The organism is Pseudomonas sp. Z4-7, assembly GCF_051131965.1.
In the GTDB taxonomy this organism is placed as follows: Bacteria; Pseudomonadota; Gammaproteobacteria; order Pseudomonadales; family Pseudomonadaceae; genus Aquipseudomonas.
In genome coordinates, this window is sequence record NZ_CP071642.1 from 1,185,216 (window position 1) to 1,205,502 (window position 20,287).

The 20,287-nt window shown below is 62.0% G+C and carries 18 protein-coding genes; 5 read left to right on the forward strand and 13 right to left on the reverse strand.

The genetic code is table 11. The annotated features are described in order from the left end of the window. Positions 1-47: 47 nt before the first annotated feature. From J3P91_RS05100 to J3P91_RS05115, 4 genes are all read right to left on the reverse strand, one after another. Entirely contained in the window at positions 48-1,070 is a 1,023-nt protein-coding gene (locus tag J3P91_RS05100; RefSeq protein ID WP_434602903.1) for an SIS domain-containing protein, read from the reverse strand. Continuing rightward, positions 1,051-2,157: an N-acetylglucosamine-6-phosphate deacetylase gene (gene nagA, locus J3P91_RS05105; protein ID WP_434602904.1), complete on the reverse strand. Its 1,107-nt coding sequence runs from the start codon at positions 2,155-2,157 to the stop codon at positions 1,051-1,053. The genes J3P91_RS05100 and nagA overlap by 20 nt, the downstream gene beginning before the upstream one ends. 16 nt (positions 2,158-2,173) lie before the next feature. Beyond that, a complete protein-coding gene (locus tag J3P91_RS05110) occupies positions 2,174-2,905 on the reverse strand; it encodes a GntR family transcriptional regulator (RefSeq protein ID WP_305496537.1) in 732 nt (243 codons plus the stop codon). An 861-nt stretch (positions 2,906-3,766) separates the two neighbouring features. Further along, positions 3,767-5,136 (reverse strand): IS3 family transposase gene (locus J3P91_RS05115; RefSeq protein ID WP_434605000.1). Its coding sequence is split into 2 segments (ribosomal slippage): positions 3,767-4,660 and positions 4,663-5,136, totalling 1,368 coding nucleotides; the frame shifts between segments, so codons are not numbered across the junction. Between the two features lie 1,035 nt (positions 5,137-6,171). Here J3P91_RS05115 and J3P91_RS05120 point away from each other — a divergent pair. Next, positions 6,172-6,480, forward strand: coding sequence for a DUF6124 family protein (locus tag J3P91_RS05120; RefSeq protein ID WP_434602905.1), 309 nt, complete (start codon positions 6,172-6,174; stop codon positions 6,478-6,480). 213 nt (positions 6,481-6,693) lie between these two features. On the opposite strand, the gene J3P91_RS05125 is transcribed toward J3P91_RS05120, so the two are convergent. Beyond that, positions 6,694-7,200 carry a L,D-transpeptidase family protein gene (locus J3P91_RS05125; protein ID WP_305496533.1) on the reverse strand — a complete coding sequence of 169 codons (507 nt, stop codon included), beginning with the start codon at positions 7,198-7,200 and terminating at the stop codon, positions 6,694-6,696. A 41-nt stretch (positions 7,201-7,241) separates the two neighbouring features. After that, positions 7,242-7,793: an NUDIX hydrolase gene (locus tag J3P91_RS05130; protein WP_434569686.1), complete on the reverse strand. Its 552-nt coding sequence runs from the start codon at positions 7,791-7,793 to the stop codon at positions 7,242-7,244. A gap of 147 nt (positions 7,794-7,940) precedes the next feature. Here J3P91_RS05130 and J3P91_RS05135 point away from each other — a divergent pair, with 147 nt between their 5' ends. The 3 genes from J3P91_RS05135 to J3P91_RS05145 are packed head-to-tail and all read left to right on the forward strand — an operon-like array spanning position 7,941 to position 9,287. Then, entirely contained in the window at positions 7,941-8,540 is a 600-nt protein-coding gene (locus tag J3P91_RS05135; RefSeq protein WP_434569685.1) for a CoA pyrophosphatase, read from the forward strand. 16 nt (positions 8,541-8,556) lie between these two features. Next, the gene (locus tag J3P91_RS05140; protein WP_434602906.1) at positions 8,557-9,081 is read left to right on the forward strand and encodes a gamma carbonic anhydrase family protein; all 525 of its coding nucleotides are present in this window, start codon (positions 8,557-8,559) and stop codon (positions 9,079-9,081) included. Next, positions 9,078-9,287 carry a DUF1289 domain-containing protein gene (locus tag J3P91_RS05145; protein ID WP_434569683.1) on the forward strand — a complete coding sequence of 70 codons (210 nt, stop codon included), beginning with the start codon at positions 9,078-9,080 and terminating at the stop codon, positions 9,285-9,287. Before J3P91_RS05140 ends, J3P91_RS05145 begins: the two co-directional genes overlap by 4 nt. Positions 9,288-9,456: 169 nt before the next feature. Here J3P91_RS05145 and J3P91_RS05150 read toward each other — a convergent pair whose 3' ends face one another. Together J3P91_RS05150 and J3P91_RS05155 are read right to left on the reverse strand one after the other, a co-directional pair. Beyond that, a complete protein-coding gene (locus tag J3P91_RS05150; RefSeq protein ID WP_434602907.1) occupies positions 9,457-10,074 on the reverse strand; it encodes a Pr6Pr family membrane protein in 618 nt (205 codons plus the stop codon). Positions 10,075-10,116: 42 nt separating this feature from the next. Further along, positions 10,117-10,347: a VF530 family DNA-binding protein gene (locus tag J3P91_RS05155; RefSeq protein WP_434569681.1), complete on the reverse strand. Its 231-nt coding sequence runs from the start codon at positions 10,345-10,347 to the stop codon at positions 10,117-10,119. Positions 10,348-10,854: 507 nt separating this feature from the next. Here J3P91_RS05155 and J3P91_RS05160 point away from each other — a divergent pair. Next, a complete protein-coding gene (locus J3P91_RS05160; protein WP_434602908.1) occupies positions 10,855-13,269 on the forward strand; it encodes a glucose/quinate/shikimate family membrane-bound PQQ-dependent dehydrogenase in 2,415 nt (804 codons plus the stop codon). 233 nt (positions 13,270-13,502) lie between these two features. Here J3P91_RS05160 and purT read toward each other — a convergent pair whose 3' ends face one another. The 5 genes from purT to J3P91_RS05185 all read right to left on the reverse strand — a co-directional run bounded on the left by purT (position 13,503) and on the right by J3P91_RS05185 (position 20,084). After that, positions 13,503-14,684: a formate-dependent phosphoribosylglycinamide formyltransferase gene (gene purT / locus J3P91_RS05165; protein ID WP_230151134.1), complete on the reverse strand. Its 1,182-nt coding sequence runs from the start codon at positions 14,682-14,684 to the stop codon at positions 13,503-13,505. A 90-nt stretch (positions 14,685-14,774) separates the two neighbouring features. Beyond that, on the reverse strand, positions 14,775-15,242 hold the full coding sequence (locus J3P91_RS05170; protein WP_434569679.1) for a VUT family protein: 468 nt from the start codon (positions 15,240-15,242) through the stop codon (positions 14,775-14,777). Between the two features lie 224 nt (positions 15,243-15,466). Continuing rightward, the gene (locus J3P91_RS05175) at positions 15,467-16,252 is read right to left on the reverse strand and encodes a siderophore-interacting protein (RefSeq protein ID WP_434602909.1); all 786 of its coding nucleotides are present in this window, start codon (positions 16,250-16,252) and stop codon (positions 15,467-15,469) included. Positions 16,253-16,256: 4 nt separating this feature from the next. Further along, entirely contained in the window at positions 16,257-16,826 is a 570-nt protein-coding gene (locus J3P91_RS05180; RefSeq protein ID WP_434602910.1) for a PadR family transcriptional regulator, read from the reverse strand. Between the two features lie 150 nt (positions 16,827-16,976). Then, complete coding sequence (locus J3P91_RS05185) at positions 16,977-20,084, reverse strand: transglycosylase domain-containing protein (RefSeq protein WP_434602911.1); 3,108 nt, start codon at positions 20,082-20,084, stop codon at positions 16,977-16,979. Positions 20,085-20,287 lie beyond the last annotated feature (203 nt).

Consider the following 20,287-nt stretch of genomic DNA (forward strand, 5'->3'; position numbering starts at 1 on the left):
GCTCTCTTTGAAATCGGATTGGCCTTGCGTTAAAAGACGCCGTCGGCTCAGTGGGTTCGGGTGACCTTGCTCAAGTGCCGTGGCTGGTCCGGATCCAGGCCTCGGGCCACGGCCAGCCGGGCGGCCATGCCATAAAAGCTCTGGATCGCCAGGATCGGGTCCAGGGCCGCGTGTTCGGCGCGGGACAGCGTCAGGTCGCGTTCGGCAATGTCATCGGGGGCGGCCAGCAATACCCGCGCGCCGCGTTGGCGCATGTCGGCGGCCAGGCTCAACACGCCGGCCTGCTCGGCACCCCGCGGAGCGAAGACCAGCAGCGGATAGTGTTCGTCGATCAGCGCCATCGGCCCGTGACGGACTTCGGCGCTGCTGAAGGCCTCGGCTTGAATCGCCGAGGTTTCCTTGAATTTGAGCGCCGCTTCCTGGGCGATGGCGAACCCGGCGCCACGGCCGATCACCATCAACCGGGTACAGTCGCGCAGGGCCTCGACGGCCGGGCCCCAATCCTGGCGCGCGGCGTCGCGCAAGCCTTCGGGCAACGCGCGGCCAGCCTCCAGTAACTCGGAATCGTCCTTCCAGTGCGCCACCAGCCGCGTGCTGGCGCTGAGGGTGGCGATGAAACTCTTGGTCGCGGCGACGCTGTTTTCGACGCCGGCGCACAGCGGCACGCTGAATTCACAGGCAGCCTCCAGCGGCGAATCCTCGGCGTTGACCATCGCCACGCTCAGCGCGCCACGCTTGCGCAACAGACGCAGGCTGTTCACCAGGTCGGGGCTCTGCCCGGACTGGGAAAAGGCAAAGGCCACCTGGCCGCTGACCTTGAGCGGCGCCTGTTGCAGGGTTACCACCGACATGGGCAACGACGCCACCGGCAAGCCCAGGTGCTGCATGGTCAGGTAGGCGAAGTAACTGGCGGCATGATCGGAGCTGCCCCGGGCGACGGTCATCGCCACTTGCGGCGGCTGGCGGCGCAGGCGTCCGGCGATTTCCTGCAGGACCGGATCCAGCCGCTGCAACTGGCGCTCGACGGCATCGGACGAGGCGAGGGCCTCTTCAAGCATTCTGGAAGACAATGGCTTCTCCTTCGACCATCACGTCGGTCAGGTTCAGGGAACGGTCAAGGCGCACACAGTCGGCCCAGGCGCCGGGGTGCAGGCGTCCGCGTTCGGGCAGGCCGAGGTAATCGGCGGGAAATTGCGACAGGCGTTGCGAGGCTTCGGCGAGGGGCAGGCCGATCTTCACCAGGTTGCGCAGGGCCTGGTCCATGGTCAGGGTGCTGCCGGCCAGCGTGCCGTCGGCCAGCCGCACGCCGCCCAGGCATTTGGTCACGGTGTGGCTGCCCAGCTTGTATTCGCCGTCGGGCATGCCGGCGGCGGCCGTCGAGTCGGTGACGCAATACAGGCACGGAATCGAACGCAGGGCCACGCGCATGGCGCCGGGGTGCACGTGCAGCAGATCCGGGATCAATTCGGCATATTGCGCATGGGCCAACGCCGCGCCGACGATGCCCGGTTCGCGGTGATGCAACGGGCTCATGGCGTTATACAAATGGGTAAAACTGCTGGCCCCGGCGGCCAGCGCCGCGACGCCTTCTTCGTAGCTGCCCAGGGTATGGCCGATCTGCATGCGCACGCCGCGGGCGCTGAGGGCGCGGATCAAGGCATCGTGCCCGGCGATTTCCGGCGCAATGGTGATCACCCGGATCGACGCCAGGGCGAGATAAGCCTCCACTTCCGCCATCAACGCGGTGTGGGCGAAATTCGGTTGGGCGCCGAGTTTCCCGGGGTTGATATAAGGCCCTTCCAGATGCACGCCGAGCACCCGCGCGCTGCCGCCGGGCCGCTGTTCGCAGTATTCGCCGAGGGCCTTGAGCACCCCGGCGATTTCTTCGCTCGGTGCCGTCATGGTGGTGGCGAGCAGCGACGTGGTGCCGAAGCGCACGTGGGTTCGGGCGATCGTCTCGAACGCCGTCGCGCCCTCCATGATGTCCTTGCCGCCACCGCCGTGCACATGCAAGTCGATGAAGCCGGGCAGCAGATAGGGCAGGTCGTTGCTCGCCGGGTCGCAGGGCTGGCCTTCGATGGCCGCGACCTTGCCGTGTTCGTGGAACAGGCGGCCGCGTATCCAGCCGTTGGCGGTGAGGATGTTGTCTTCGGACATGGGAATTCTCTGGTCTCTAGCGCCGCAGCTCGGCGACAAAGTCGTAGTAGTCGTTGCGGCAATAGGTGTCGGTGACTTCGATGGGCGTGTTGTCTTCCAGGTAGCCGACCCGCGTCATCAGCAACATTGCGGTGCCGGGGGCGATGCCCACCAGGGCGGCGAATTCATCCGAAGCGTTGATCGCCTGGATGTGTTGCAGCGCGCGAACGACCGGTTTGCCAATGCCATCGAGGAACTCGTACAGCGAATCGCCCACCGCCTGTGGCTTGGGAATGATCGATGCCGGCAGCGTGCTCATTTCAATCGCCATGACCGTGTCATCGGCCTTGCGCAGGCGCTTGAGCCGCGCGACTTTGTCGGTGGGCGACAGGCCCAGGCGGATCAGTTCTTCGTGGGTCGGCGGGGTGATCTCGCGCTCCAGCCATTGCGAACCGGGCACGAAGCCCTTGAGCCGGAGCATCTCGCTGAAGCCGCTGAGGCGTGACAGCGGTTGTTCCAGGCGCGGGGTGATGAACGTGCCCGAACCCTGGTTGCGGCGGATCAGGCCTTGTTCGAACAGCACTTCCAGTGCTTTGCGGGCGGTAACCCGGGAGATGCCCAGTTGTTCGCTGAGGCTGCGCTCGGACGGCATTGCCTGCTCGGCTTTCCATTGGCCGGCGTGGATGGCGGCTTCCAGGTTGCGGGCCAGTTGCAGGTAGAGCGGGGTGGGTTGGGTATCGTCAGGGCGCAGGGTCTGGATGTCGTTCATGGGGGTGTCCGATGCGGTTTTTGTGGGCGTTGTCGCTCGGTAGTTTGGGTGGAAGCTAATACCACTTGAATACCATGTCAACGTGGGATCTGGTTGGTTTTTGGGCGTTTATGGGGTGTTTCGAGGGGGTTGGCTTTAAGTGGTATTACCGGGCGGAGGAGGGTTCGTGAGCGTACGGCGTTGGGTGGTGGTTTCAGGAGGGCAGTGGTATGCATGGGTTGTAAATTAGGGGATTTGATATTTATTTTTTTTGCGACCGGAGGGGGCTGCGTGTATATCCGTTGCTGCGGTGATGGCTACTTATGGTTCCGCTTTTACAGCGGGTCACTTTTGGAAGAGCGCCAAAAGTAACCAAAAGCGCTTTGCCCCACCACTCGGCACCTCGCCTGGGCTCGGTGTGCCCTCACTCCGGCATTGCTCCGTGGGCCCGCCGCGAAGGGCCGTCCCTGGCCCAGCGCGGCTATCCCGGCATCCATGCCGGGATGCCCACTCCACAATACCTGCGTTCGGCCAGCGTGGTTAACGGGGCGTTGAGATCAAAGTCAAAAGCACGGCAAGAGCAAGAGCAAGAGCCGGCCTGTCTTTGGCTGTTGTACTTCGATCCAACTGTGGGAGCGAGCCTGCTCGCGAAGGCGGAGTGTCAGTTGATGAAGATGCTGGCTGTGCCTGCCTCTTCGCGAGCAGGCTCGCTCCCACAGGGGCTGTGGCGTACGCAAATTTTTGTAGCTGCTGAAGATCCAATGTGGGAGCGAGCCTGCTCGCGAAGGCGGAGTGCCTGTCGATGAAGATGCCGGATTTGCCGGCCTCATCGCGAGCAAGCTCGCTCCCACATTTTGGACTGACCCCAAAATGTTGGACGGTCTACTGCCACATGCCCACGGATTGAGTCCTGTATTCCACAGGGCTCAGTCCACCGAGCTTCGATTTGATCCGCTCATGATTGTAATAATTGATGTACTCGTCCAGCCCTACATTCAGCTCTTCCAGATTTTCAAAGCGTTTTAGGTAGAAAAACTCGGACTTCAGGGTGCCGAAAAAACTCTCCATCGCCGCGTTGTCGAGGCAATTTCCCTTACGTGACATGCTCTGCTTTATGCCGCGTTGCTTCAGTGCATGCTGATAGCGAGGTTGCTGATACTGCCAGCCCTGGTCAGAGTGCAGCAGCAGATGAGACGGCCCTTGCAGGCGCTCGAAGGCCTTTTCCAACATTCCGGTCACCAAGGCAAAGCATGGGCGCGGGGCGGTTTCATAGGCGATGATCTCGCCGTTGTACAAATCCATTACCGGCGATAAATAGAGCTTCTTTGATCCGACTTTGAATTCGGTGACGTCCGTTACCCATTTCTGATTGGGCCGTTGCGCGACGAAATTACGCTCCAGAAGATTCGCCGCGACGGTTCCAACTTGCCCTCTATAAGATCGATACTTTTTTGGGCGCACCAAGGATTTAAGGCCCATGCGGTCCATCAGGCGCTGAATCATTTTTTCACTGACCGACTCTTTCTTTTGAAGTGCCAAAGCGATGCGGCGATAGCCAAATCGCCCTTCGTGCTGGTCGTAGAGGTCGCGGATCTTCGTTTTCAGCGAGGCATATTTGTCAGGTTTCTGAAGGGCGCTGACCTGGTAATAGAACGTGCTGCGGGCCAGGTTGGCTAACTTCAGCAGACTGTCCAGAGGAAACCTGGATCTCAACGCCATTACGGAGATGGTTTTTTCCCGGGGCGACTCCTCTTCGAAGCCTCCCTTACCTCTTCGAGCTTTTTTAGGTAAGCGTTCTCCATACGTAGGTATTCGAGTTCGGCCTTCAGTTGCTCTCGGCTCTTTGAATCGTCGTCCACGGGTTGGGAGTGATCAGGGACAGGCGTTTTTTTGGGCATGACAACAGCCTTTTTTCTCTTGGGTACGATCAGGGCAGGAAGACTGCCACTGTAGTACTGCCGCTCCCAAATGCCCACCTGCGAGGACTGACCGAGCCCGAACCGCGCGGCGACTTCCCGATGTGAGAGCCGCTCTTTTTGCATGCATTGGATGACTGAGCGTTTGAAGGCCGCGCTGTAATGGTGACCATGCGATTGCAGCCCAGCACTGCCTCGAGCCTGATAGGTGGCGACCCAGCGCCGAAGCAGGCTGTAGTCGATCAAGTAGCGGTGAGCTACCTTTCGAAAGCCTTCATTGCCATTGATATAAGCCTCAATCGCCGTAATTTTGAACTGAAGCGAAAATTTGCCCATGGAAACACCGCCAAAAGTCAGGTTGGTGTCCAACTTTTGGGGTGCAGTCCAGGGGCTGTGGCGTACGCAAATTTTGTAGCTGCTGAAGACCCAATGTGGGAGCGAGCTTGCTCGCGAAGGCGGAATGTCAGTTGATGAAGATGCTGGCTGTGCCGGCCTCTTCGCGAGCAGGCTCGCTCCCACAGGGGCTGTGGCGTACGCAAATTTTGTAGCTGCTGAAGACCCAATGTGGGAGCGAGCTTGCTCGCGAAGGCGGAATGTCAGTTGATGAAGATGCTGGCTGTGCCGGCCTCTTCGCGAGCAGGCTCGCTCCCACAGGAGAAATGCGATTCCATCAAGAGTCAGGTCGGCTTCAGGCCGCCTCGTGGTGGACGTTGATTTCGGCGCCCCGTTAAGCACGCTGGCCGAACGCAGGCATTGTGGAGTGGGCACCCCGGCATGGATGCCGGGATAGCCGCGCTGGGCCAGGGACGGCCCTTCGCGGCGGGCCCACGGAGCAATGCCGGAGTGAGGGCATGCCGAGCCTTGGCGAGGTGCCGAGTGGTGGGGCAGAGCGTTTTTGGTTACTTTTGGCTGGTCCGGCTCCCGGCTCTTTCCAAAAGTGACCCGCTGTAAAAGCGGAACCATTACCAGCCGTTACCGCAGCAACGGATATGTACCCCATTCAGCTCCCAAAAAGACTACCCGGAACTCTGTGGGAAACATCCCTGATCAGATGGTGGGTCTGTCAGACGCCCCGAAATTTCCGACATGTTTTTAAGGTTGTCCCTCGGAAGTCAGGCGGCTAGCCTCAAGGTGTCGCTGCCAATTCAGCGACTCGGATTTGACCGTCCGAATTAATAAGGCGCGTCAGCGCTCCAAGGCCTATTTCAGGCGTTTTTCTTTCGTCTGAGGTATCGTGTCGCGGCGGCTGTGCGTGGGACGTCTGCGGACGTGCCGGTTTGCCTTATTCCCGGTCGGTCAACCCGCGTACAGCTGCCACTTTTTTGTTTGACCGCGAAGGGTGGTGGCTCCGTCAAAAATGAGGAGTTGCAAATGATCAAAGAAACCCCAAACCCGCCAAACCCCGCCGATCGCGCTATGGACCAGAATCCCAAGCCCGACGACAGCGACTCAGACCCCCAACCCTCGACCCAACTGTTCAACGTGACGGACTGCATCGACACGGAAACCCTGCTAGCCAACCTCAGCGAAACCCTGGCCTCGGCCAATGCAATGCTCAGCGACTTGGCATTCAATCTCGACGGCTCACGACGGCACGTGGCATTGGGAGTGGTGCAGATGATAGAGCTAGGGGAGTTGCTGACGAACAAGGCCTTGGATCGGGTCGAGCTTCGCACTTGATGCCATAAGGAATGGCCTCATCCCTTGCACGATGCGGGAACGCCAGGCCCCCTGTGGCGAGGGAGCTTGCTCCCGCTGGGTTGCGAAGCGACCCCAAGGCCAGCAACTCAATCTGCCTGATACACCGCGCTGTCGGGTCTTGGGGCTGCTGCGCAGCCCAGCGGGAGCAAGCTCCCTCGCCACAAGAGCTTTCTCTCCACAGGGAAAATGGGGTTACGGGCGAATCTCGATCATCGTCCCATCCGGCACCAGGTTCCACACCTCACGCATATCCACATTGCGCATGGCGATGCAGCCATCGGTCCAGTCCAGCGTATGGAACAACTGCTCAGGGTTCTCCTCCGAATCCGGCGTGCCGTGGATCATGATCATTCCCCCCGGCTCCACGCCTTCGCGGCGGGCGCGGGCGGCGTCGCTGATGTTGGGGTAGGAAATGTGCATCGACAGGTAGAAGCGCTCGCTGGTCTTGCGCCAGTCCAGCCAGTAGAAACCCTCGGGGGTGCGCTTGTCGCCTTCGATCAGCTTGGGGCCTTTCTTGGCACCCTTGCCCAGGGAGATGCGATAGGTCTTCAGCGGCTTGCCGTCGTTGATCAATTGCAATTGATGGGCGGACTTCAGCACCAGGACTTTTTCAATGACCTTGCCGTTATAGGTTCCCACGGCGGCGGCTTGGGACACAGCGGTGAACGACAGGCAGAACAGGACAAGCAACCAGCGCATTAAAACGATATCCCTAGAGGTGTCGCGACTATTATTGATGTTCAGGTATTGGCAGGCTGGGCCAGCGGCGGTATCGACTCGGATCGTACCGGGTAATCCTCGGCCTGTCGGTCCGCGTAAAAGTATTCCAGGGTACGGCCCACCGTGCGGAACGCCAGTTCGTCCCACGGAATCTCGGTTTCTTCGAACAGCTTCACTTCCAGGCTCTCGGGCCCGGCGGCAAAATCCATGTCGACCAGCTCTGCGCGGAAGAATACATGCACCTGGCTGATGTGCGGTACGTCGATCAGCGTATAGATGCTCAGGTTTCGTACCCGGGCGCAGGCTTCCTCGGCGGTTTCACGGACGGCGGCCTGCTCGACGGTCTCGCCGTTTTCCATGAAGCCCGCCGGCAACGTCCAATAACCGCGGCGCGGCTCGATGGCGCGGCGGCATAAAAGGACTTTGCTACCCCAGGTCGGTACACATCCGGCAACGATATTGGGGTTCTGATAATGGATGGTGTGGCAGGTGTCGCAGACGAAGCGCAGGCGCGAGTCGCCCTCGGGTATGCGCTGGGTCACCGGGTTACCGCACTGGCTGCAGAATTTCATGCTTGGATTCCTGGAGGCTGCGCCTATCTTGGCGTGTGCGGGCGGGTATCGGCAAGTTGTCGTTTCGCGACATGACGTGGTCCCGGGGCTTGGGCCGCCTGGCTGATTGGTGCATGATGCTAGGCAGCGAATAAATCGAGAAGTCTCATGCTGGACGAGCTACTGCATCGAGTAAGCAACCATACGCCGCGCGATCTGGAGACCGATCGGCGTTTCCCTGAAGCGGCGGTGCTGGTGCCGATCACCCGCAGCGACGAGCCGGAACTGGTCCTGACTTTGCGCGCCAGCGGGCTCTCGACCCACGGCGGCGAAGTGGCTTTCCCCGGCGGGCGCCGCGACCCGGAAGACCCGGACCTGATCTTCACTGCCTTGCGCGAAGCCGAAGAGGAAATCGGCCTGCCGCCTGGCCTGGTGGAAGTGATCGGCCCTCTCAGCCCGCTGATTTCCCTGCATGGCATCAAGGTCACCCCCTATGTCGGGGTGATTCCCGATTACGTCGAGTACCAGGCCAACGATGCCGAGATCGCCGCGGTCTTCAGCGTGCCGCTGGAGTTTTTCCGCAAGGACCCGCGCGAACACACCCACCGCATCGATTACCAGGGGCGCAGCTGGTACGTGCCCAGTTATCGCTTCGGCGAATACAAGATCTGGGGCCTGACGGCGATCATGATCGTCGAGCTGGTCAACCTGCTGTACGACGCGGGTATCGACCTGCACACACCGCCCAACAGTTTCATCAATACCTGACGCCCCGAGGACTTCCATGAAATACCGCCTGGGCGATGCCCGTGTCGAAACCCACCCACAGAGCTGGGTCGCGCCCAACGCCACGCTGGTGGGCAAGGTCCGCCTCGAAGAAGGCGCCAACGTCTGGTTCAACGCCGTGCTGCGCGGCGACAACGAACTGATCCTGATCGGCAGGAACAGCAACGTGCAGGACGGCACGGTGATGCACACCGACATGGGTTTTCCGCTGACCATCGGCACCGGCGTGACCATCGGCCACAACGCGATGCTCCACGGCTGTACGGTGGGGGACTACAGCCTGATCGGCATTAACGCGGTGATCCTCAATGGCGCGAAGATCGGCAGGAATTGCATCATCGGCGCCAACTCGCTGATTGGCGAAGGCAAGGAGATTCCCGACGGTTCGCTGGTGATGGGCTCGCCGGGCAAGGTCGTGCGCGAGCTGACCGAGGGCCAGAAGAAGATGCTCGAAGCCAGCGCGGCGCACTATGTGCACAACTCGCAGCGTTATGCCCGCGACTTGGTCGAGCAAGAACAATGAACCCGGCTGAACGTCCGGTTCCCTCGCCCTGCGTGAACATCTGCGCGCTGGATGATGACGACATCTGCACCGGCTGCCAGCGCACGGTGGCGGAAATCACCCGCTGGAGCCGGATGGACAATGAAGAGCGGCGCGGCGTCCTGGCGTTGTGTCACGAACGGGCCAAGGCCAGTGGGTTGGTTTGGATGTTGCCGGCAAAACCTTGATTGTGATTACGCCGCTGTGGCGAGGGAGCTTGCTCCCGCTGGGCCGGTCCGACGCTTCGGGCGCAGCGGCCCTGAAACCAGACAACCCGGTACTACAGGCAGATTGAGTTGCATGTTTTGGGGCCGCTGCGCGACCCAGCGGGAGCAAGCTCCCTCGCCACAAAAGCATTCACAACGCTTTAGCTGCCCGCCGCCCCAGCCACCAATCCAATCCCACCACCCCCAGCGCGATCCCGACAAACCCCGCCAATATCCCCCCGGCGTTGATCAGTACCTGTGGATAACCCAGAGTCGCCACATCAATGAAAGGGTAAGGGTAAGCCGCCAGCAGATTGCCACGCAGCAGGATATAACCGAAGTACATCAAGGGATAAAGCATCCACAGCCCGATGTGGCGCAGGCGCAAGCTGCCCTTGGGCACGCAGAACCACCAGTAGCCGGTGAACAGCACGGGCATCACGTCATGCAACAGTTCGTCGGCGATGAACTGCCAGCCTTCGGGTTGCCAGAGATGGCGCAGCAGCAGGCTGTAGGCCAGGCCGACCAGGGCAATGCTCACGGCGATGCCGCTGCATACCGCTGGCCCGAGGAACCAGCGCCGCGCCGCTGAATCACGGTGGGTCAGTTCGAAGCTCAGCACCACGGCCACCAGCGTGTTGGTCAGCACCGTGAAAAAACTGAAGCAATTCACCAGCCCGCCCAGCAGGCTCGCGCCCAATTCCCAGCGTCCCAGCAAGATCAGATACAACTGGATGCTCAGTCCCGCCCAGCCAAGCAGTGCCGCCATCGACACGAAACCGCGCCGCAGGGGAATTCCAACGCCCACGACTCAGACCGGCCGTTTCGTGCGCATCAGCTTGATGTACAGGCGCTCGACTTTTTCCCGCGCCCACGGTGTCTTGCGCAGGAAGGTCAGGCTCGACTTGATGCTGGGGTCGCTCTTGAAACAGCGGATATCGATGCGTTCGGCCAGGCCCGACCACTCGTAGTGTTGCACCAAGGCATTGAGGATCTGCTCCAGCGTCACGCCGTGCAGTGGATTGTCGTTGTGTTCGGTCATGAAGCCTGTACACCAGGTAAGTGATATGCCGCGCACCTTAGCCGAGGTACCGTTCGGGTGGAAGCGCCACGCTTTGAAAGCAGTGGTCGCGTCGTTGAAGCCCGTTTGACTGTTACCGAATCCGAAAGGATCCATGTTGGTAAAAGCGCTTTCTCTATTTGTAACAGAACATTATCCTTGCGCCGCCAGCTGAAACGCTTCTTCTGGCGTGCCAGAGCCTCTGCGTTACAGCTATTCCCATTGAAAGATCCAAAGAACGCTCAATGTCCTGACCTTGAAAGACAGCGCTGTCTTAATGAGTTCCTGTGGGAGCGAGCTTGCTCGCGATAGCGACTGCACAGCAAACATTGAAGCCGACTGACACGCCGCCATCGCGAGCAAGCTCGCTCCCACAGGGGATCGCGGCAACCGAATTTGCTTTTTTCAACTGAACCATGCCCCGCCAGGATCGTCATCTAAAGTGACACCTTGCGCGGGACTCTTTAAAACGTCACGGAGATACACACTATGAGCACTGAGGGTGCTTTGAGTCGAAGCCGTCTGCTACCGAGCCTGCTCGGCATTCTGCTTCTATTGATGGGCCTGGCCCTGTTGGCCGGGGGAATCAAGCTGAGCACGCTCGGCGGCTCGCTGTATTACCTGCTGGCCGGTATCGGCCTGGCGCTGACCGGCGTCCTGCTGATCCTGGCCCGCCGTGCGGCGTTGGGGCTGTACGCGCTGGTGCTGTTCGCCAGTACCGTTTGGGCCCTGTGGGAAGTGGGCCTGGACTGGTGGCAACTGGTGCCGCGCCTGGCGATGCTGTTTGCCCTGGGCATCGTCTTGCTGCTGCCATGGTTCCGCCGCCCGTTGCTGACTGCCGACGCGTCGCCGATGGGCACCCGCGCATTGGGCGCTGCGGTGATCATCGCCGGTATCGCCGCGCTCGCCAGCCAGTTCACCAACCCGGGTGAAATCAAGGGCCAACTGGACCGCGACAGCGTGCCGGGCATGGCCAACACCGCACCGGCGATGCCGGACGGGGACTGGAACTCCTACGGCCGCAGCGCCCACGGCGACCGTTATTCGCCGCTGGCGCAGATCACCCCGCAGAACGTCGGCCAGTTGAAGGAAGCCTGGACGTTCCGCACCGGTGACCTGCCAGGGCCGAACGACCCGGGCGAGACTACCGCTGAAAACACCCCGCTCAAGGCCAACGGCATGCTCTACGTGTGCACGCCGCACAGCCAGGTGATTGCACTGGAGCCTGAAACCGGCAAGGAAATCTGGCGTTTCGATCCGAAGCTTTCCACGCAGAACGCGGAAAACTTCAAGGGTTGGGCCCACATGACCTGCCGCGGTGTGAGCTATCACGATGACGCCGTGTACGCCTCGGCCGAGCAGAGCCCGACCGGCACCGCCAGCACCGCGCCGGCCAGCACCGTGTGCCCACGGCGGATCTTCCTGCCAACCGCTGACACCCGCCTGATCGCCCTCAACGCCGACACCGGCAAGATGTGCGAAGACTTCGGCGACAAGGGCCAGGTCGACCTGACCGCCAACATCGGTGGTTTCACCGCCGGCGGTTACTACTCCACCTCGCCGCCGGCGGTCACCCAGAACCTGGTCGTGATCGGCGGCCACGTCACCGATAACGTTTCCACTGACGAGCCAAGCGGTGTAATCCGTGCCTACGACGTGCACACCGGCAAGCTGGTATGGAACTGGGACAGCGGCAACCCGGACGACACCACGCCGATTGCCGAAGGCCAGACCTACACCCGCAACTCGCCAAACATGTGGTCGATGTTCAGCGTCGACGAAAAACTCGGCATGCTCTACCTGCCGATGGGCAACCAGACGCCCGACCAGTTCGGTGGTTTCCGCACGCCCGAGTCGGAAAAATACGCTGCCGGCCTGACCGCGCTGGACATCGCCACCGGCAAGGTGCGCTGGTACTTCCAGTTCACCCACCACGACCTGTGGGACATGGACGTCGGCGGCCAGCCGACCCTGATGGACCTCAAGACTGCTGATGGCGTGAAACCGGCCGTGCTGGCTTCGACCAAGCAGGGCAGCATCTACGTGCTGGACCGCAGCAACGGCCAGCCGATCGTGCCAATCAAGGAGATCCCGGTGCCGCAAGGCGCGGTGGAAGGCGACTTCACTTCGCCGACCCAACCGATGTCCGACCTGAACTTCGTGCCGCCGGTCCTTAAGGAGCGCGACATGTGGGGCGTGACCCCGTTCGACCAGATGCTGTGCCGGATCGACTTCAAGTCGCTGCGCTACGAGGGCATGTTCACACCGCCGTCGTTGCAGGGCTCGATCGTCTATCCAGGCAACTTCGGTGTGTTCGACTGGGGCGGTATCTCGGTGGATCCGGTGCGCCAGATCGCTTTCGTCAACCCGAGCTACATGGCGTTCAAGTCGAAACTGGTGCCGGCGGCGGAAGTGGCCGGTGGCCCGGGTCGCAAGAGCGAAACCGAAGGCGTGCAGCCGAACAAGGGCGCGCCGTACGGCGTAATCCTCGAGGCGCTGCTTTCGCCAATGGGCCTGCCTTGCCAGGCACCGGCCTGGGGTTATGTGGCGACCGTCGACCTGACCAACAACAAAACCCTGTGGAAGCACAAGAACGGCACCGTGCGCGACAGCTCGCCGGTTCCGATCCCGCTGAGCATGGGCGTTCCGAGCCTGGGCGGCACGTTCACCACCGCCAGTGGCCTGGCGTTCCTGAGCGGCACGCTGGACCAGTACCTGCGCGCCTATGACGTGAAGAACGGCAAACAGCTGTGGGAAGGCCGCCTGCCCGCCGGCGCCCAGACCACGCCGATGACCTACACCGGCAAGGACGGCAAGCAATACGTGCTGGTCGTAGCCGGCGGCCATGGCTCGCTGGGGACCAAGCAGGGTGATTATGTGATCGCCTACAAGCTGCCGGATTAAGCAGAACCGCGCCCAAGAAAAAGGCGACACCCTTGTGGGTGTCGCCTTTTTTTTGTGCCGCGCGGAGTCTTTGTGAACGCAGGCCTTTTAGCTTCTGCCTTTTGTGGCGAGGGAGCTTGCTCCCGCTGGATGCGTCAGCATCCCCTGCGGTGTAATGGCTGACAAAGCAAGGGGGCTGCTTCGCAACCCAGCGGGAGCAAGCTCCCTCGCCACGGGGTTTTATGTACGAGGTTTTACAGTTCGATCTTGACCGCCTGCGAAGCACGGGTTGCCTTGGCGCGGGCGGCTTCGATGGATTCGTCGCGGGCCAGGGCTACGCCCAGGCGGCGCTGGCCGTTGACTTCCGGCTTGCCGAACAGCCGCAGGGCGGTGTCCGGTTCGCTCAGGGCGGCGCCGAGGTTGGCGAAGGCGGTCTGCGTCGACTGGCCTTCCACCAGAATCACCGCCGAAGCCGATGGGCCGAACTGGCGGATCAGCGGAATTGGCAGACCCAGAATGGCGCGGGCGTGCAGGGCGAATTGCGACAGGTCCTGGGAGATCAGCGTCACCAGGCCGGTGTCGTGCGGGCGCGGCGAGACTTCGCTGAACCACACCTGGTCACCCTTGATGAACAGTTCGACGCCAAACAGTCCACGACCACCCAAGGCCTCGGTCACTGCCTTGGCGACGCGCTCGGATTCGGCCAGGGCCACCGGGCTCATGGCCTGTGGCTGCCAGGATTCCTGATAGTCGCCCTTTTCCTGACGGTGACCGACCGGTGCGCAGAACGTGGTGCCGCCGACGTGGCGCACGGTAAGCAGGGTGATTTCGTAGTCGAAGTCGATGAAACCTTCAATGATCACCCGGCCCTTGCCGGCGCGGCCACCTTCCTGGGCGTAGTCCCAGGCTTTCTGCACGTCATCGGCACTGCGCAGAAGACTCTGGCCCTTGCCCGAGGAACTCATGACCGGCTTGACCACGCATGGGAAACCCAGGGTCTCGACGGCCTTGCGGTAGTCTTCCACGGTGTCGGCGAAGAAATACGGCGAGGTCGGCAGGCCGAGTTCTTCGGCGGCCAGGCGGCGGATGCCTTCGCGGTTCATGGTCAGTTGCGCGGCGCGGGCGGTAGGGATCACGGTGAAGCCTTCGGCTTCCAGTTCCACCAGGGTCGCGGTGGCGATGGCTTCGATTTCCGGCACGATGTAGTGCGGCTTCTCGGCCTCGATCACTGCGCGCAGGGCCGCGCCGTCGAGCATGTTGATCACGTGGCTGCGGTGGGCCACTTGCATGGCCGGCGCGTTGGCGTAGCGATCCACGGCAATCACTTCAACGCCCAGGCGCTGCAGTTCGATTACCACTTCCTTGCCCAGCTCACCGCTGCCACACAACAAAACGCGGGTCGCGGTGGGCGACAATGGGGTTCCGATACGGGTCATCTGAAGGTCCTCAAACAGGAGCGGATCATCGGGGCGCGCGCCGGGCGAGCTTCCCATGGGGAGAAAGCGCGGCATTTTACATGAACCGCGTCAGCCGGCGACGGCCTGTTTGCGCAGACGCCAGGCCATGATCAGCCAGACGGCCGTGACCCCGGCGAATTTCGACAGCAGGGCGGTGATGACCACGCCTGGCGTGAGGGCGTCGATCAGGCCGAAAAAGATGAAGGTATCCAGGGGAATACTCAGGGCCGAGCTGATCCACAATCGATCGTGCAACGGGCGCTTGGTGACGCTGAACACCAGCCAGTCGATGCATTCGGACACTGCGAATGCCGTGGCGCTGGCCAGGGCGATGGTTGGGTCGGAGGTGACGTAGGACAGCACCAGCGCCACCAGCATCGCCGCAATGGCACCATGGCCGAAGCGGGTCTGCACCATGTCGCGCAGGACGAACACCAGGCCACCCCAGGCTGACCAGATAATGTCCAGGTGCGGCGCGGCGGAGAACGCGAAGTTGATCAGCACGACGCTGCCGATGTAGGCGATCAGGAAAAGCATGGGACGGGGTACCTGGTGGGTTGGATGTCGGGTAACGACTCCGTGGCGAGGGAGCTTGCTCCCGCTGGGCTGCGAAGCAGCCCCCAAAGCAGTCACCTCGATTTATCTGATCCACCGAGTTGTCAGGTTTTGGGTCTGCTGCGCAGCCCAGCGGGAGCAAGCTCCCTCGCCACGGAGGTTGTGTTCAGTCAGTGGGTAAAGGTTACTTCAGCACCGCCAGACCCTCAATCTTCCTCATTGTCATCAAGCTTCCAATACCCCACCGCCTTGATGAAATCCTGGTCCAGCCCTTTCTCCTCCAGCAACACTTTGCGAATCTGCCGCGACACTTTGCTCTCGGTCGCGACCCAGGCGTACAGCTTGCCACCAGGCATTTCCAACTGCGGGACGGTGCGAAGCAGGCTATCGCGGTGGCCTTCGCGCAGTACCCAGATCACTTGCACCTGGGCCGGGCTGTGAAGGATCTGCTGTTCGGCGCCGTTTTCCACTTCCACCACCACCAGTGCCCGCCGGTTGGCTGCCAGGCCTTCGAGACGTCGGGCGATGGCGGGCAGGGCGGTTTCGTCGCCGATCAGCAAGTAGCTGTCGAAAATATCCGGCACGATCATCGAGCCCCGTGGCCCGGCGATGTTCAGGTACTGCCCGGGCGCCGCCTGGGCCGCCCAGGTTGAAGCAGGGCCGTCGCCGTGGAGGACGAAATCGATCTCCAGCTCCAGGGCGTCCAGGTCGTAGCGGCGCGGGGTGTAGTCGCGCATCTCGGGCATCGGGCCCTGGGCCTTGCCGGCGCCGGGGTTGAAGTTTTCCAGGGCGGCGTGTTCTTCGGCGTTCTGCGGGAACAGCAACTTCACGTGATCGTCCGTGCCGAGGCTGACGAACCCGGCCAGTTCCGGTCCGCCGACGGTGATGCGGCGCATGCGTGGTGTCAGGTCTTGCACCCGCAGCACTTGCAGGCGGCGGCGTTTGATTTCGTGGCTGACGCGGTGGATGGTGTCTGGATCGACTTCAGTCATGCTTTTACTCCGAAACGGTTGGACGGCGAGGGCCGTCGACAATGGCTTTGGCGGTGTCGTTGAGCAGGTCGCGTACCCGCAGGATCTCTTCCGGGCTCCAGCGACCATGGTGCATCTGCAAGGCGTGGCGCAGGTTGTGGACCGCCTCGTGGATTTCCGGCGGCCGATCCTGGCCGCGCAGCGAACGCTTGCTGACTTCGATGCGCATCCGTACGCCGTCCAGCGCCACGGCCTGGTCTTCAAGGGATAGACGTCCGGCATCGGTGACGCTGTAGCGTTTTTTTCCGCCATCGGCATCGCCGCTGACCATTTCGCTTTCTTCGAGGAAGGTCAGGGTCGGATAGATCACGCCGGGACTGGGGCTGTAGGCGCCGTCGAACATGCTTTCGATCCGGCGGATCAGGTCATAGCCGTGGCAGGGTTGTTCTGCAATCAGTGCCAACAACAGCAGTTTCAGGTCGCCCGCGGCGAAAACACGCGGCCCGCGACCGCCGCGCTCACGGCTTGCCGCACGTTTGTCGAAGCCGTCGTGGGCGGCGTGTTCGCGGTGAGGGTGGGAATGCGGGTCTCTCATCGGTCTGTCCTCAGAAATTCTTAAGATAGAACTTAAGATATATCTTTAGACGATGCACGCATGTTTTTTATAAATCCGACGAGCAGCCGGATTCGCCCGACGGCGCAGCGTTGAGCGCGATGGGTTATCAGAAGCTGAAATGGCGGTTGCTCAGCGGCTCGTCACCAATGGCTGACATTGGGTGTGGCTGCCCGGTTGCAAATAGGCCGAGAGAAACGGCGCCATGCCCTTGAGCACCTGTACCGGCAAGGCCGAGGTGAACTTGAAGTTCTGTGCCGAGGCGCCCGGTACGAAGGCGGTCAGGGTGCCGAAATGGCTGTCGCCGATGTAGAACACGAACGTGGCGGTGCGGTTTATCGATTTGGAACTGATCACCCGTCCGCCTGAGCCGACGGCTTCGATGCGGTTGTCGCCGGTGCCGGTCTTGCCGCCCATGGCCAGCGGCGTGCCGTCGGCCAGTTTGAAACTGCCCGCGACACGTTTCGCGGTGCCGGCGTCCACCACTTGCGACAGGGCGCCGCGCAAGGCCCGGGCCACTTCCACCGGCATCACCCGCTTGCCGTTGTCCGGATCGCTGACCAGCCGCGTTTCGTAAGGCGTGTCGACGGCAAACTGCAGGCTGTCGACACGCAGCGCCGGCTGGCGGATGCCGTCGTTGAGGATGGTCCCTACCAGTTCCGCGAGGGCGGCGGGGCGGTCGCCGGAGCTGCCGATCGCAGTGGCAAGCGACGGCACCAGATGGTCGAACGGATAGCCGACTTGCTGCCAGCGCTGATGGATATCCAGGAAGGCTTCGACCTCCAGCATGGTGCGGATGCGGCTGTCGCGGGCACTCTTGTGCCGGCTCTTGAACAGCCAGCTGTAGACCTCCTGGCGCTCGAACTGGCTGGCCTTGACGATCTGGCTGAACTTGGCGTCGGGGTTGTTGAGCAGGTAGCCCACCAACCACAGGTCCAGTGGATGGACCTTGGCGATGAAGCCTTGGTCCGGCAGGTCATAGGCGCCGGGGCCGTAGCTTTGGTAGAGCCGCTGCAGACGCTCGTCGGTGAGCTTTTCGGCGCTCTTGGCGTTTTTCAGATGGGCGCGTACGAAGCGGTTGAAACTCTCCTGGCTGTCGTTGGGAAAGAAATAGCGGTGCACGGCGGCGAGGCGGATCGCGGTGGGACGCATGCCGTCGAGGAAGGTTTCGAGGCGCTGGGCGGTGTCCTTTTTCTGGTATTTCTTCCAGAACCTGAGCAGGAACGAGGTGCCTTCGCGATCGGCGAACTGGGCCAGGTATTCCTGGCGGCGCGGGTCCTTGTCATCCTTGAGCAGTTCGGAGCTGTTGTTGGGACCGGCATAGGTGGCGTAGCGCACCAGGTCGCGCATCAGGCGAATGAACGGCAGGTTGATCGATTCGCGCAGGGCGTCGCGCAGGGTCGGCAGGCGACCGTCGTCTTCCCTGCGAAAGTTATGAAAGGTGTGCAGCCCGCCGCCGGTGAAAAATGCCTCGCCGGGGCTGGCAGAGTAGGTGCGGTCGAGTGCCGCTTCGAGCATTTTCGGCAGGCTGCGGTCGGTGTTTTCAATCAGGTAGTCCACCGCCCAGCGCGAGAGGCGGTCCTGGTCGGCGATCTCGGTTTTCTTCAGTTGCGCCGGGGTCTGTTGGGCGTAGCGCTCGTGCAATTCGGCGATGATCTGCAGGTAGGTGGTCAGCACCCGCAACTTGGCGGTGGAGCCCAGTTCCAGCTTGCTGCCCTCGTTGATGTCGAAGGGCTGGTCGGTGCTGTCGGTCTGTACCCGCACACGCGAACCGTCCGGCGTCAGTTCCAGCAGGGTAAAGCTGTAGCGCACCTGCGTGGTGCTGGTGGGGGTCAGCAGGCGCTCTCCCATCAGGCCGATCTCGGCGGCGAACGCCGGGTCGGCCAATCGCTTGAGGTACTCGGTGGCCTGGGCCTGCAATTCGCTTTGCAAGGTGCTGGTGGCCGACAGGTCGAGGCGATCAAGGTCGTACAGCGGACGATTGAGCAGCGTGGCGAGACGACTGCGGGCGGCGCTGATGCCCTTGTTGGTTTCGTTGGGCTGGATCGTCGGCTGCTGCACCCAGTCGCGATAACTGACTTTGCTCGCCAGGGCGGCCTCGGCCAGGGCCGCATCGATCACGCCGTTCTGCGCCAGCAGCCGGATGTGGCTGTCAGTCAGGCGAGCGAGTTCATCGTGACCCTTCGATAGGTAATGGGAAGGCCGTCGCTGGGCGATCATCAACGAGAGCATTTCCCGCAGGGCCAGGCCTTTTTGCGCCAGGCTCTCGGGGTCGGTGGCGGTGCTGAACAGGCGCTCGTTGGCCTTGTTGAAATCGGCGCCGTACCAGACCCTCAGTCCTTCCGCCATGCCATGGACTTCGCCATGACCCGGAACAGCGGAAAGCGGCACGCTGTTGAGGTAGTCGCGGATGACCCGCTGGCGGGCCTCGAGGGTTTGCGGGCCGGCCTGGTAGGCGCGCACGCTGGCGGAAATCATCTGGCGGATCTTCTCCGCCCCCGACACGGTCAGGCCCTCGGGGGAGTGCCGGTATTTCTCCAACTGCGTCGCCAATGTGCTGCCGCCCGCCGACTGGCCGGGCAAGCTCAGCAACTTGGCCACTTGCGACCAGGCCGCCATGCCGAAACGCGGCCAGTCCACCGCCGGGTTTGCCAGCGGCTGCTTGGGATCGAGCAGGAAGCGGTTCTCGATGAACAGCAGGCTCTGCACCACAAGCGGCGGGATGGCGTCGAAACTGGCGTACAGCTGTTGCGGGTATTTGAACTGATACACCGGCGCGGCGCGGCAATCGGTGATGGTCAGTCCGGCCTGGATCTTTTCCGCGTAGGGCACGAACAGGCCTTTATCGACATAGTCCATCAGCTCTGGGGGGAAACGGGCCTGGGCCTGGATCACATAGTCGCGCTTGATCAGTCGTGGCAGGAACTCCCCCAGCGAGCTGTAGCCCAATCGCCGGTCGAACGGACCCGCGCCAGGGTAGACGATGGCGTCGCTGGGCCCCGGTTGCACCGAATAGGTCAAGGACGCGGCGTACTTGCTGATCTCCCGGGCCTGGAACCGGGACGTGCGCATCTCCTTGGCCACGGCAAGGCCGACCACCACGACGATAATCAGCAACAACAACCAGAACGCCCGCCAGCCATGCCGTGCGCGGCGTTTTTTCGGGGGTAAAGGCGCTTCTTCCATACGTTCAGTCGGGACCACAGGTTTATTCGAATCGGTTTGCCACAAAGCGCCCATAGTCGACTGATCCATTCACGCAGATTGATCGGACTTGCTTGAAGCTTAGACGGTGGTTGGCGTGGGGGGAGGGAAATTGTGGGCATCTGAATCATGGCGCGGTGAGGCCGCTGTGGCGAGGGAGCTTGCTCCCGCTCGGTTGCGCAGCAGCCGCAAGCTTTCAAAAGCTGAAAGCGAGGGCGGCTTCGCCCCCCAGCGGGAGC

Bases quoted from the DNA above. Each gene is read 5' to 3' on its own strand.
- J3P91_RS05120 (WP_434602905.1), top strand. From the start codon at position 6,172: ATGATCAAAGAAACCCCAAACCCGCCAAACCCCGCCGATCGCGCTATG.
- J3P91_RS05145 (WP_434569683.1), top strand. From the start codon at position 9,078: ATGAACCCGGCTGAACGTCCGGTTCCCTCGCCCTGCGTGAACATCTGC.
- J3P91_RS05150 (WP_434602907.1), bottom strand. From the start codon at position 10,074: ATGGCGGCACTGCTTGGCTGGGCGGGACTGAGCATCCAGTTGTATCTG.
- J3P91_RS05155 (WP_434569681.1), bottom strand. From the start codon at position 10,347: ATGACCGAACACAACGACAATCCACTGCACGGCGTGACGCTGGAGCAG.
- J3P91_RS05135 (WP_434569685.1), top strand. From the start codon at position 7,941: ATGCTGGACGAGCTACTGCATCGAGTAAGCAACCATACGCCGCGCGAT.
- J3P91_RS05125 (WP_305496533.1), bottom strand. From the start codon at position 7,200: ATGCGCTGGTTGCTTGTCCTGTTCTGCCTGTCGTTCACCGCTGTGTCC.
- J3P91_RS05185 (WP_434602911.1), bottom strand. From the start codon at position 20,084: ATGGGCGCTTTGTGGCAAACCGATTCGAATAAACCTGTGGTCCCGACT.
- J3P91_RS05130 (WP_434569686.1), bottom strand. From the start codon at position 7,793: ATGAAATTCTGCAGCCAGTGCGGTAACCCGGTGACCCAGCGCATACCC.
- J3P91_RS05180 (WP_434602910.1), bottom strand. From the start codon at position 16,826: ATGAGAGACCCGCATTCCCACCCTCACCGCGAACACGCCGCCCACGAC.
- nagA (WP_434602904.1), bottom strand. From the start codon at position 2,157: ATGTCCGAAGACAACATCCTCACCGCCAACGGCTGGATACGCGGCCGC.
- J3P91_RS05140 (WP_434602906.1), top strand. From the start codon at position 8,557: ATGAAATACCGCCTGGGCGATGCCCGTGTCGAAACCCACCCACAGAGC.
- J3P91_RS05110 (WP_305496537.1), bottom strand. From the start codon at position 2,905: ATGAACGACATCCAGACCCTGCGCCCTGACGATACCCAACCCACCCCG.
- J3P91_RS05160 (WP_434602908.1), top strand. From the start codon at position 10,855: ATGAGCACTGAGGGTGCTTTGAGTCGAAGCCGTCTGCTACCGAGCCTG.
- J3P91_RS05170 (WP_434569679.1), bottom strand. From the start codon at position 15,242: ATGCTTTTCCTGATCGCCTACATCGGCAGCGTCGTGCTGATCAACTTC.
- purT (WP_230151134.1), bottom strand. From the start codon at position 14,684: ATGACCCGTATCGGAACCCCATTGTCGCCCACCGCGACCCGCGTTTTG.
- J3P91_RS05175 (WP_434602909.1), bottom strand. From the start codon at position 16,252: ATGACTGAAGTCGATCCAGACACCATCCACCGCGTCAGCCACGAAATC.